The following is a 12,553-nucleotide window of genomic DNA, read 5'->3' as shown; positions in this document are numbered from 1 at the left end:
CTCATGAAAAACTTCGATCCGCCGCGACCCTCATATCGAAGAATCCTCATCGCGCTGTACAGCGCGGCCCGGGAACGCCCGCCGGAGAGCGGACGAGTGCCCCGCTCGCAGAGCGGGGCACTCGTTTCACACGGCCTGGCGGGGCGTTACCGGGCCGGACGCAGGGACACGGGCAGACTGCTGTACCCGTGGAGGAAATTGGAGTGGATCGGCCGGGCCGGTCCGGCGGGCACCGCTTCGGCGACGTGGGTGCGCAGGGCGGTCAGCAGCGCGGCGATCTCGGCCCGGCCCAGGTAGGCGCCGAGGCAGAAGTGCGGGCCGTAGCCGAAGGACACGTGCTTGTTCTGGGTCCGGCCCAGGTCGAACACCTCCGGGTCGCGGAACACCTCCTCGTCGTAATTGGCCGAGCTGTTCCAGAGGGTCACGACGTCCCCGGCGCGGATCTGCCGGCCGCCGATCTCCACGTCCGTCAGGGCACGGCGGCCGAAGTGCATCGCGGGGGTCACCCACCGCAGCACCTCCTCGACCGCGGTCTCGACGGTGACCTCGCCGGACTTCAGCCGCCGCCACTGCTCCGGGTGCTCGATGAGCTCGCGCATCGCGCAGATCATCGAGAGGCGGCTGGTCTCGTCGCCGCCGATGATGACGCTGTAGCAGTTGAAGACGATCTCTTGCTCGGTCAGCGGCTCCCCGTCGATGGTGGCGGTGGCCAGGACGCTCACCACGTCGTCCCGGGGATCGTCGCGCCGGTCCTCGGCCAGCTCCGAGAAGTACAGGAGCAGTTCGTTGCGCGCGACGAGCGCGTCCTCGGCCGACTGCCCCGCGTCCTCGGCGCTCAGGGCCTGCTTGGTCAGCGACAGCAGGTAGTCCCGGTCCTCGGCGGGGACGCCGAGCAGATCCGCGATGGTCGCCATCGGGATGTGCTCGGCGACGTCCTGCGCGAAATCGCAGTCGCCCCGGGCCACCGCCTCCCGCACCAGCCGGTCGGCCCGGCGGCGCACTCCGGCGACCACGGGTTCCAGCACGCGCGGCGCGAACGCCTTGAGCAGCAGGTTGCGCAGCTCGCGGTGGCGGCGGCCGTCGGTGACGGCCAGCATCCGGCCGGACGCGGAGTCGCCGCCTTCGAGGAGGGTGGCCAGGACGTTGCCGCGCTCGGAGGTGAACCGCTTGTTGTCGCGGTAGACGTCCATGACGTCGTGGTAGCGGGAGAGCACCCAGAACCCGGGGACCTGGCGGCCTTCCACGGGATGCCAGTGGACGGGGCTCTCGGAGCGGAACCGGCTCCACATCGGGACCAGTGCGCCCTTCCGGTCGAGGAAGGTCTGCGGGTCCGTGAGGTCGATGCCGGTCAGCGGCTCCGCGGCGGTGACCGTGGCCATTCCTACGCCACCTCGCGCTGGGTCATGGCGACCAGCACCTTGCGGTCCCCGGTGAAGGGCCGTCGGCCGTGCGAGGTGAGGATGTTGTCGATCATCAGGAGGTCCCCGGTGCCCCAGGTCTCGGCCAGCACCGTCTCGTCGTAGACCCCGAGGACGGTGTCGATCTCGTCCGCGGTGATCCGGGTGCCGTCGCCGTAGTAGGCGTTGCGCGGCAGGCCGTCCTCGCCGCAGATCTCCAGCAGGCCCTCGCGGACGGCCTCCGGCAGGGCGTTCACGTGGAACAGGTGGGCCTGGTTGAACCAGACCTTCTGCCCGGTGACGGGGTGCACCAGGACCGCCTCGCGGCGCTGGCGGGTGCGCAGCACGTCACCGTCCCAGTCCGTCTGGATGTCGTGGTCGGCGCAGTAGCTCTCGACGTATCCCTTGTCGTCGCTCTGGAAGCCCTCCTGCCAGGACAGGCCCATGCCCGTGCGGTAGGTGCGGGTGTAGAGGACACCCTTCTCCTCGAAGCGGCGCACCAGGTCCGCCGGGAGCTTGCCGAGGACCGCCGCACTGTCGGCGACGGGCGTCTCGCCCCCGCTCCGCGCGGCGAGCGCGCAGAAGAAGAAGAGGTTGTGCGGCCAGTTCTCCGAGTAGGCGCTCTCGTTGTGCTGCGGAATGCTCTGGTCGGCCGGGTACTCCGTGGAGGTGTACACCTTGCCGGTGACCCGGCTGCGCGGCGTCGAGCGCTCGTTGTAGTCGAGCGTCCTGCCGCCGATCTCCTCGGCGATCTCCGCCAGTTCCGCCTGCTGGACGAGGCCGCTGTCCTTCACCATGACGGCGGCGTGCTCGTACATCGCGGAGCGCAGGGCCTCCGCGTTGGCCGTGAACCAGGCCCGGTGGTCGCTTCCCTGCCGGGGGCGCACCCGGACCAGGCGCGAGCCGTTGGTCTCCAGGATCTCGGCGTCGGCGTCGGTAAAGGGCGTCTTCATCATTCCTTCTCCACGTCCAGGCTGTAGCCGTTGATGCTCGTGTGGCTGACCGGGTCTCCGGCCGCGTACTCGTAGGGGTTGAGGAAGGGGCCGGCCGCCGAGGGGGCGGAGAAGCGGCCGAAGGCGGGGTTGAACACCCGGGTGTCCAGCACGACGTTGTAGAGCGCGCCCTGGTGCTCGGTGCCGACCTGGTACCGGCCCAGCCAGCCGTAGTCGTAGTCGCCGGGCAGGTTGTCGGGCACCCGCCGCGGGTCGACGGCGCCGTCGGGAGCCAGCGGCTCGCCGTTCAGGCCGTACTGGTAGCGGTCGCCCACCTGGCGGCCCTCGTCGGAGGCGACGAGGAAGATGTCGCCGCGCACGGTCGGCAGGCTCCAGCTGGTGCGGCCCGCGCGGTCGGCCGCGCCCTTGACGGAGAGGACCACCCCGCCGGGAAGTCCGATCACCCGTGCCCGCACCCGCTTGTCGGTGCCCAGCACCAGGTCGGGGTCGGAGTTCGCCATGTCGGTGTGCCCGTAGAAGTACTGCTGGGTGCCGTCGCCGGACGTTCCCTTGCGGGCCATGAGGTGGTCGGCGATGTCCTTGGTGTAGGTGACGTCCGCCGCTCCGGAACCGGTCACGGAGGCGCCGAGGTAACGCTCCACCGCGTCCTGGCGCTGTGTCATCTTCCTGCCATCCCCGTTGTATCCGGTGAGGTGGCCGTTCAGGGCGTAGGTCCCGTCGTGGAAGGTGTCCTGGCCGGTGGTCGCGAGCAGCCGGTCGGCGTCGTCGTAGCAGTAGCCGGTGGCCTTCGTGCCCGCTGCCGTGCGGTCCGTGGCCTCGACCACGTTCCCGTTGGCACCGGCTCGCGCGCTGGTACCGGCCGGGCAGCCCGCCGGTGCCTTAGCGGTGAAGTCACGGCCGTACTCGTGGCCGCCGATCCAGGCCTTGACCAGCCGGCCCGTGGCGTCGTAGCGGAAGTCGGGCTCGCCGGGCAGGCCGTCCCGGCCGTCGACCGACTCGTCGACGACCGTGCCGGACTGCGAGCGGGTCACCGCGGCGGGGACGGAGGTGCCGTCCGCGAGGGTCCAGTTCTTGGCCGTGATCCGGCCCGCCTCGTCGCGGTCCACGGACAGCCGGACGCCGTTGGCGTACCGGACCCGCGCCACCGTGCCCGCGGCGTCGTACTCGGCTCCGGCCAGCTGCCTGCCGTCCAGGGCCACCGAGAGCGTGCGGCCGGCGGCGTCGTACGCGGTACGCCTGACCTGGACGGCGTCCGCCGTGGAGGGCGGAGTGACCCGCTCCTGCACGGGGCGGCCCGCGCGGTCGTAGACCGTGTCGGTGCGTACGCCCTGGCCGTCGGTGAAGCGCACCGCGCGGCCGAGCAGGTCGACCGTGTTGAGCAGGAAGTGGTCGTGCTGAACGGCCTTGAGGGTGAGCGGGTCACCGTTGTACGCGCTGTGGTAGTCGACCGTCCAGGCGTCCAGGCTGGAGTTCCCCGGCATGGACATCCGGGCGATCCGGCCGCGGTCGTCGTACTGGACGCAGGTCCAGTCGGGGCCGCCGAAGGTCACGGCGGCGGGCAGGCCGCGGGAGTTGAAGACGTACCTCTCGATCCGCGCCGTCCCGGTGGCCGACTTCGGCAGTTCGACGGTCTTCGGCAGGCCGTGCTGGGGCGCGGGGTCGTTCTCCTTGGTGCAGGGGTTGTCCGCGTTCTCCGCGGCTCCGTAGTAGGTGAACGCCTGCTTGACGCCGTTCGGCTGGATCTTGGCCGTGGGGCGGAAGAACTCGTCGAACTCGAAGCCGGTCCGCAGGGCGAGGCCCGCCGGGTCGGCGATGGTGGCGACCGGCAGCCCGAACTCGTTCAGCTGGGTCGTGGCGGTCTGGCGCGGCACCCCGTTCGAGTCCTCGCGTTCGGTCGTGATGCCCTGCGGGCCGTACGAGGTGGTCTGGGCCGGTACGGCCGCGCAACCGGTGGGAGCGGGGCGCAGGGGACGCAGGTCGGGGCCGAAGCACTTCTGCGGGCCCGGACCGTAGGTGCCGCCCGGCATCCCGGACGCGTCGAGGACGGTGGTGGTCATCCGTCCGGCGGCGTCGGTCGCCGAGGCCTGCTGGTCGGCCGGAGTCCAGGTGAAGCGCTGGGTGCGCCGGGTTCCGTCGGTGTCGGAGAGGAGCCGGCCCGCCGGGTCGTAGGTGACCTCGCGCGTCCAGCCCTGCGGGGTGCTCGATCCGGCGACCTCGACGCGGGTGGTTCCGGGCGTGAGCGCGTAGGTCCGCTGCGGTCGCTCGTCGGGGCGTCCGGGCGTGCCCGCGGGGTGCGGGCCGGTCAGGCGCAGGGCTTCGGCGGTCCCGGGCCGGTAGTCGATCCGGTAGCGGGAGGCCTCGTCGTCCCTGCGGGCGGGATCGACGGCGACCCAGTCGGTGACGAGCGGGGGCCGTACCGTCGTGAGCAGGTGGCCCGCGGTGAAGCCCAGGTCGGTGGTCTCGCCGCCGGGGTTGACGAAGCGGGTCAGCTTTCCGGCGCGGTAGACGAGTCGGGTCGTACCGGCGCCGGGGACGCGGACGGCGCACACGTACCCCGCGGGGGCCGCGCTGTCCGCGCACTCCTGACTGCCCGCGTAGAAGAAGGCGAGGCCGTCCTCCTCGGCGGCCGCGATGGCGGCGGCCGCCCCCCCGGTGCCGGTCGCCGCGCGTGCGACGGCCTTGCCCTGGGCGGAGCCGGGCCGCTTCGCGGCGCCCTCGGGGTTGCGGGGAGCGGCGGGGGCCGCGGGGGCGGCCGCCGCGCGGGCAGCGGGGGACTGCGGGGTGGGCGCGGGGGAATCCGCCTGCGGGGAGGGGCCGTTCGCCCCGGCCGCGGTGGCGGGTACGGCGGCCGGGCTCACGGTCCAGCCGGGCGGCAGGACGGCGTCCGCGGGGCGGAGCCAGGAGGCGGGCACCGGGGCGGTGCGTCCGGCGCCGCTGATCCACAGCGCCGCCTCGCCGCCCGGCGCCCGGCGGCGGTACTCGACGGTGATCCGGTGGGCCTGTCCGGCCTTGAGGGCGACGTCGTGTCCGTAGACCGCACGGCTGCCGGTGGCGGCGGTGCGCTGCCAGTCGTCGAGGACGGGGACGCCGTCGAGCAGGACGCGCATGCCGCCGTCGTAGGTGCCGCCGAGCCGGTAGCGCCCGTCCTCGGGGACGCTGAGCGTGCCGGACCACCGTGCGCGGAACGGCGCCGCGGGGTCGGCGTCCGGGTACGGGGCCTGCGCGCCCCAGGCGAAGTCGACCCGGGAGTCGGTGCGTACGGCCGCGGGCTTCTCGGCGGCGGCGATGCCGGAGCCGGAGTCCCCGGTGAAGTACGACCCGGTGAGTCCCGCGGCGCTCTGCACGGCCTGCGAGTTGTAGGTGAAGGTGGCGCCCACGGCGCCGAAGCCCGTGCTGACCTGCGGTGTGGCGACCGAGGCCGTGACGTTGCCGGTGGCCAGGTTGACGGTGACCGGGCCGAGCGAGTCGGCCGGGGCCGGAGCGCCGGGAGCCGGTGCGCCCAGCCGCTGGTTCACCGCGAAGGAACGGGCGGGGGCGTCCGCGGCGACACGGCCGGTCCGGCTCTTCGCGCGTACCGTCCAGGTGTACCGGCCACCGTCCTTGAGCAGGCCCGCGGGCACCTGCCAGCGCGGGGAACGCAGCCAGCCGGACGAGGTCACCTGGCCCGTGCGCGGGTCGGCGCCCGTGCCGATCAGGAACTCGTAGGCGACCGTGTCCGGCCCGCCGGTGGCCGACAGTTCGGGGCGGACGTCCGTCAGGGCCGCTCCGTCCTCGGGACCCGCGGTCCGCGCGGCGGGCCCGGCGCCCGCGTCCTGCGCGGGTGCCTCGCCGAACGCACCGTCCGGCCAGGACGGCCGGCCGGGTTCGCCGGCCTCGGAAGCCGGCAGGGCCACCCGCGAGGGGTCGGCCCTGGGGCCGTCACCGGCCACTGCCGGGGCCTCGCCACCGAGCAGGGTCAACGACAGCGCCGCCGAGACCACGGTCGCGGCCAGCACTCTGACTTTTCTGGCGTGAGCCATGCCCAGTCACCACTCCAAAACGGGGAAACGCACCGCGTTCGGCGCTCGACGTCCATCTGCCCAGATGCTGGCAGGGCCCGGTTCCCGTCCGAAGGCCGCAGAGAATCTTTCAATACGGCGGTGGCTGCCCGAAGTGATCACCGGATACGGTACTGATCGTGACCATCCGCATATTGCTCGCCGACGACCAGGAATCCGTCCGCGTGGGATTTCGCCTGATCCTGGATTCCCAGCCGGACATGGAAGTCGTCGGCGAAGCCGCGGACGGCCTCCGGGCCGTCGAACTCGCCGAACGGCTGCGCCCGGACGTGGTGCTCGCCGACATCCGCATGCCGCGCCTGGACGGGCTGGAGGTCACCCGCAGACTCGCCGGCCCCCAGGTCGCCGACCCGATGCGGGTGGTCGTGGTGACCACCTTCGACCTCGACGAATACGTCCACACCGCGCTCCACAACGGCGCGTGCGGCTTCCTGCTGAAACGGTCGGGTCCCACGCTGCTGGTGGAGGCGGTACGCGCCGCCGTGGCAGGCGACACCATGATCAGTCCCTCGGTCACCGTGCGGCTGCTGAAGCACCTGCAGAGCCCGGTGAAGTCCAAGTCGGCGGCCCTGATAGAGGCGTTGACGGACCGCGAGACGGAGATCGCGCGCCTGGTGGCGAAGGGTCTGACGAACGCGGAGATCGGTAGCGAGCTCTTCATCTCGGCCGGCACCGCCAAGACCCACATCGCCAACGTCCAGCGCAAGCTCGACGTGCGCAACCGGGTCGGGATCGCGGCCTGGGTGTGGGACAGCGGCCTGTCGGCGTAGGGCGGCGGCCTGTCGGTCCGAGCCGGCGGCCGGGCCCCCGGTGACCCGGTTCCGGGCCGGCGCCGCCGGTCCCGGAACCCGCCCCGTCACACCGCGCAGACGCCTTTCATGCTGTCTATCAGGGCCAGCACGGCCCGGGCGGACGGAAGTATCATCCGCCCCTCCCTGGTCAGCCTCGCGCCCGTCGAATCCCTCGTGAAGAGCTTCGTACCCAGCATTTGCTCCAGGCACTTGATCTGATAGCTGATGGCCGGCTGCGAATATCCCAGTGTCTTCGCGGCCTGATCCATGCGTCCGATTTCCGCTACGGACACAAAAGCGCGGAACTCACGCTCGTGCATCTTGCCCCCTGTTTCTCTGCGGACACGACCGGACCCGCTGCCGTCCCACGCCGGAACGGAGGGATCGCGGTGAGTCCTAGAACATGTCAGCCCACTGGCGCTGGAGCGGCAATGGAAGGTGCAGGAAGCTGCCGATCCGCACGTCGGGCGGGGGGCGGCGGAGGCGGGGCAGGGGGCGCGGGGCGCGAAGGCTCCTCCGGCGCCGGTCGGCGGACGTCCGCGCGGACCGTTCCGGTCAGCCGTGGCTGATGGCGGTGAGCACGTTCAGCCGGGCACCCCGGCGGGCCGGGGCGATCGAGGCGATGACGCCGACGACTCCCGCACCGATGAGGTAGGCGAGCATCTGGCCCCAGGGCAGGGACAGTTCACTGACGCCCTGGTCCTTCATCGCGTGGGCCACCGCGAGTCCGAGGACTCCGCCGACCACGATGCCGAGCACCGCGCCGAAGAGGGAGATCACCACCGACTCGGTCATGACCATGCGGATCGTCTGACCGCGGCTGAGGCCGATCGCCCGCAGCGTGCCCATCTCCTTGGTGCGTTCGAGGATCGACAGGGCGAGGGTATTGATGATGCCGAGGACCGCGATGAGCATCGCGACGCCGAGCAGTCCCTGGACCACGGTGAGGATCATGGCCATGCCGCCGCTGAACATCTCGATGACCTCCTCCTTGGTCTTCACCGTGACCTCGGGGCTGTCCGCGAGCAGCTTCTCGATCTCCGGCCGCACGGAGGCGCCCTCGGCCCCGCCGTCCAGCTGGAAGTAGGCCTGCGAGGGCTGGGTGCCGCGGAATCCGGACGCGGCGTCGGCCCAGGGCACGACCACGCTGTTCGTCAGGGACGAGTCCTTGAAGAGGCCGGCGACCTCGTAGGTGCGGGCGTCGCCCCGCTGGAGCTGGAGGGTGAGGCTGTCGCCGACCTTCACCCCGCGGGTCTTCGCGGTGCTCTCGTTCATGACCACGGTTCCCGCCGCGGGGGCCGCGAGGGAACCCTGCGCGTCCTGGAGTCCGAGGACCTCGCGGGCCGTGTTCCAGTCCTGCCAGGCGGTGACCGGCTGGGCCTCCTTGCCGACCGTGGCCGTGTCCAGCGCCGCGGCCGCGACCGCCTTCACGCCGGGGACCTCGGAGATCCGGGTCAGCGCCGCCGGGTCGATGGTCGCCGAGCCCGCCGAACCCGCCTCGCCCATGGCCACGTAGTCGGCCTTCAGGTCCCGCCGGATGTCCTTGGTGACGCTGTCCTCCGAGGAGGACGCCACCGTGCTGATCGCGGTGACGAGGGCGACGCCGATCATCATCGCCGAGGCGGTGATGGCGGTACGGCGCGGATTGCGGGCGGAGTTGCGCCGGCCCAGCTGTCCGGGCAGCGAACGGGAGAACACCGCGCCGATCACCTGCACCGACGGCTTGCTGAACAGCGGCGTCAGGAGCGCGACACCGACGAAGGCCAGCAGGACTCCGCCGAGGACCACGGACACCCCGCTGGACCCGAAGAGGCCCAGTGCCAGCAGGAGGACGCCGAGGCCGAGCAGGACCGAGCCCGTCCAGGTCTGCTTGCGGTGCGTGCCGTCCGGCGTGGCCGAGGCGCGGATCACCGCGATGGGCGCCACCTTGGAAGCCCGTACGGCGGGGAAGAGCGCGGCCGCCATCGTCACCAGGATGCCCACGGCGAAGGAGGTGGCCACCGCGCTCGCGGGCACGCCGAGGGAGGCGACCTCAAGGCCGTCCGTCGCTCCGGCGAGCAGGTCGGAGCCGAGGGCGCCGATGCCGATGCCCGCGGCGAGACCGATGGCGGAGGAGACCAGGCCGACCACGAAGGACTCGATCAGCACGGAGGCGATCACCTGGCCGCGGCCCGCACCGAGGGCGCGCAGCAGGGCGAGCTCCCGCATCCGCTGGGCGATGATGATCGAGAAGGTGTTGACGATCAGGAAGACGCCGACGAGCACCGCCACCGCCGCGAACCCGAGCAGCAGCTGGTTCATCATGTCGAGGACGCCGCGGGACTGGTCGGAGGCCTTCTTGGCGAGCCCCTCGCCCGTCAGGACCTCGAACTCGCCGCCGAGGCCGGCGGTCAGCGCCGCTCGTACGGCGGGGACCGAAGCGCCGGGGGCGACGTCCACCTTGATGCCGGAGAAGGCGTCGGGCCGGCCGAGCATCAGCTGCTGGGCGACCGGGGCGCTGAAGGCCACCGTCTGCTCGCCGCCGATGGAACCGCGGTCACCGGAGTAGCCGAAGACGCCGGCCACGGTGAAGGTCCGCTTCGGCTCCGAGGTGAGCACGCTGATCTGGTCACCGGCCTTGAAGCCCGCCTCCTCGGCCAGGCCGGCGTTGATGGCGACCTCGGTGTCCGTGCGCGGCTCGTGGCCGGAGCGCAGCTCTATCAGCTTGCTCTCGCCGCGCCAGCTCTCGCCGTAGCGGGGGCCTCCGGTGCTCTTCACCAGCTTGCCGTCCCGGCCCAGGACGCGTGCGCCCTCGGCCATGACGAGGCCCTTCGCCCCGGCGACGCCGGGGACCTTGGCCGCGCGGGCGACGGCCGCCGCGTCGAGCGGGGCCACGGCCGCAGTGTCGCCCGTGTCGGCCGCCACCTTGGGCTTGAGCGCCACGTGCAGGTCCATGTCGTCGTAAGCACCATTGAACTGGGCGTCAATGGAACGGTTCAGCGTGTCCTTGATGACCATGGAGCCCGATACGAACATCACCGCGAGGACGATCGCCAGGCCGGAGAGGACCAGCCGGAGCTTGCGGGAGAGCAGACTCTTGAGCGTGGCATTCAGCATTACGCCACCCGTGCCTTGCCGTCGAGCGAGCGCATGGTGTCGAGCACGGCGTCCGCGGTCGGCTCGCGGAGCTCGTCCACGATCCGGCCGTCGGCCAGGAAGATGACCCGGTCCGCGTAGGAAGCGGCGTGCGGGTCGTGCGTGACCATGACGATCGTCTGGCCGAGGGTACGGACCGAGTGCTGGAGGAACCTGAGCACCTCGGTGCCCGAGGTCGAGTCCAGGTTTCCGGTCGGCTCGTCGGCGAAGATGACCTCCGGCTGGGACACCAGGGCGCGGGCGCAGGCCACGCGCTGCTGTTGTCCGCCGGACAGCTCCGTCGGCCGGTGGCCGAGCCGCTCGCCCAGGCCGACCGTGTCCACGACACGGTCGAACCAGTCCTTCGACGGCTTGCGTCCGGCGATCGCGAGCGGCAGCAGGATGTTCTCCTGCGCCGTCAGCGTCGGCAGCAGGTTGAACTGCTGGAAGATGAACCCGATCCGGTTGCGGCGCAGCTCGGTGAGCGACTTGTCGGACATCCCGCTCACCTCGGCGTCGCCGATGTACACCTCGCCGGAGGTGATACTGTCCAGGCCGGCCAGGGCGTGCATGAGGGTGGACTTTCCGGAGCCGGACGGGCCCATGATCGCGGTGAATTCCCCGGCCGTGAATTCGACGTTCACGCCGCGCAGGGCCGCGACCTGGGCCTCGCCCTCGCCGTACAGTTTCGTCACGCCAACAGCTCGCGCGGCGGTCTGCCGCTTGGTCGCAGTCGAAATGGTCGCGGTCACACGACTCACACTCCCCATACGGGTTGATTCATCGGACGGTCCATGACCGGAGCACTCCGCGGGGCGTCCGGCGGTCGAAAAGGAGCCTAGGAGCGGGCCGTGACCCGCCACATCTGCCAATCGGCATAGATCCTCCTGGCCGGAGGCCCCGATTCCGAGCGCAGATAGAACTCTTGAGACCAGACCTGCGTCCACGCACCGCGCGCGCCTAACGTGCCGACGGAAAAGGGGGCAGCTCCCGGTGACGGCACGGAGGACGGACATGACAGGCACGCGGGCACTCTCCAAGTACTGGATGCTCACCAACGACTTCACCCAGAACCCGTATCCGGTCCTCGAGTACGTACGGCGCGAGAGCCCCGTGCGCGAACTGTCCTTCCCCGACGGCGGGCGCGCCTGGGTGGTGACCCGGTACGAGGACGCCAAGGCCGCGCTCGCCGATCCCCGGCTGAGCCGGGACGTCCACGTGCACTACCGCCTCATGTCGGAGCGGACCGGGCGCACGATGACGCCGCCCCCCGAGGAGGCCAACCACCTCGCCAATCTGGAGCCGCCGCGCCACACCCCGCTGCGCCGGGCCATCAGTTTCGCGTTCACCCCGCGCCGCGCCGAGGCCCTGCGGCCGAAGGTGGAGCAGATCGCCGACGAGCTGCTGGACCGGCTGGCCGGGCTGGACCGCCCCGATCTGATCTCCGGGTACGCCGACCCGCTGCCCGTCATCGTCATCGCCGAGCTGATGGGCGTACCGGCCGACGCCTGGCCGGACTTCCTGCGCTGGTCCACCGCGCTGCGCAGCCACTCCCCCACCGAGGGCTCCGGGGTGCTGGACCTCAACATCCGGGAGCTGTCCCGCTACATGTCCGCGCTCATCGCGGAGAAGGAACGCGAGCCGGGCGAGGACCTGCTGTCCGCGCTCATCCACGCGGACCCGGAACGGCGGCTGACCAGTACGGAGATCCTCTCCACCGGCTTCGCGCTGATGACCGGCGGCAACGACACGACCGCCAGCCTGGTGGGCGGTGTCATCGCCGCGCTCCTGACCCATCCGGCGGAGCGGACCGAGCTGCTGGCCGAACCGGGCCGCTGGGGCAAGTCGATGGACGAACTGATCCGCTTCGTCAGCCCGATCGGCAACACTCTCCAGCGCGTGACCACCGAACCGGTCGAGATCGGCGGCGTGAGCATCCCGGCCGGGGAGGTCGTCGTCATCAGCGCGCTGTCGACGAACCGCGACCCGCACCAGTTCCCCGACCGCCCGGACGAGCTGGACCTGAACCGCCCCAAGCCCGCGCACCTCAGCTTCGGTTTCGGCATCCACTACTGCTCGGGCGCCCACCTCGCGAAGGTGATCACGGAGATCGCCGCCCGGCGGCTCTTCGAGCGGTTCCCGGAGATTCGCCTCGCCGTGGACCCGGCCGAGCTGCGGTACCAGCAGAACATGGTCGTCCGCCCGCTGGAGGCGCTGCCCGTCCTGCTGTGAACCGGTGT

At 71.6% G+C, this 12,553-nt stretch carries 8 protein-coding genes; 2 read left to right on the top strand and 6 right to left on the bottom strand.

What is annotated here, in order from left to right; all coding sequences use genetic code 11:
• Nucleotides 1–146: 146 nt before the first annotated feature.
• From QMF80_RS15810 to QMF80_RS15800, 3 genes are read right to left on the bottom strand one after another with little or no spacing between them, the layout of a single operon-like run.
• Nucleotides 147–1,379 carry a cytochrome P450 gene (locus QMF80_RS15810; RefSeq protein WP_283453657.1) on the bottom strand — a complete coding sequence of 411 codons (1,233 nt, stop codon included), beginning with the start codon at nt 1,377–1,379 and terminating at the stop codon, nt 147–149.
• Nucleotides 1,380–1,381: 2 nt separating this feature from the next.
• Entirely contained in the window at nt 1,382–2,350 is a 969-nt protein-coding gene (locus QMF80_RS15805) for a TauD/TfdA family dioxygenase (protein ID WP_283453655.1), read from the bottom strand.
• Complete coding sequence (locus QMF80_RS15800) at nt 2,350–6,369, bottom strand: PA14 domain-containing protein (protein WP_283453653.1); 4,020 nt, start codon at nt 6,367–6,369, stop codon at nt 2,350–2,352. The genes QMF80_RS15805 and QMF80_RS15800 overlap by 1 nt, the downstream gene beginning before the upstream one ends.
• A 158-nt stretch (nt 6,370–6,527) precedes the next feature.
• On the opposite strand from QMF80_RS15800, the gene QMF80_RS15795 reads away from it, so the two are divergent.
• Nucleotides 6,528–7,178: a response regulator gene (locus QMF80_RS15795; RefSeq protein ID WP_283453651.1), complete on the top strand. Its 651-nt coding sequence runs from the start codon at nt 6,528–6,530 to the stop codon at nt 7,176–7,178.
• Between the two features lie 86 nt (nt 7,179–7,264).
• Here QMF80_RS15795 and QMF80_RS15790 read toward each other — a convergent pair whose 3' ends face one another.
• The 3 genes from QMF80_RS15790 to QMF80_RS15780 all read right to left on the bottom strand — a co-directional run bounded on the left by QMF80_RS15790 (nt 7,265) and on the right by QMF80_RS15780 (nt 11,083).
• Nucleotides 7,265–7,519: a LysR family transcriptional regulator gene (locus QMF80_RS15790; protein WP_283453649.1), complete on the bottom strand. Its 255-nt coding sequence runs from the start codon at nt 7,517–7,519 to the stop codon at nt 7,265–7,267.
• 235 nt (nt 7,520–7,754) lie between these two features.
• Entirely contained in the window at nt 7,755–10,295 is a 2,541-nt protein-coding gene (locus QMF80_RS15785; RefSeq protein WP_283453647.1) for an ABC transporter permease, read from the bottom strand.
• Nucleotides 10,295–11,083 carry an ABC transporter ATP-binding protein gene (locus QMF80_RS15780; RefSeq protein WP_283453645.1) on the bottom strand — a complete coding sequence of 263 codons (789 nt, stop codon included), beginning with the start codon at nt 11,081–11,083 and terminating at the stop codon, nt 10,295–10,297. The genes QMF80_RS15785 and QMF80_RS15780 overlap by 1 nt, the downstream gene beginning before the upstream one ends.
• Nucleotides 11,084–11,327: 244 nt before the next feature.
• Between QMF80_RS15780 and QMF80_RS15775 the strand changes: the two genes are divergently transcribed.
• Complete coding sequence (locus tag QMF80_RS15775; protein WP_283453643.1) at nt 11,328–12,545, top strand: cytochrome P450 family protein; 1,218 nt, start codon at nt 11,328–11,330, stop codon at nt 12,543–12,545.
• Nucleotides 12,546–12,553 lie beyond the last annotated feature (8 nt).

The organism is Streptomyces sp. G-G2 (assembly GCF_030063135.1).
GTDB lineage: Bacteria > Actinomycetota > Actinomycetes > Streptomycetales > Streptomycetaceae > Streptomyces.
Note: the sequence above shows the minus strand (reverse complement) of the source record. Positions and strands in the feature narration are given on the sequence as shown.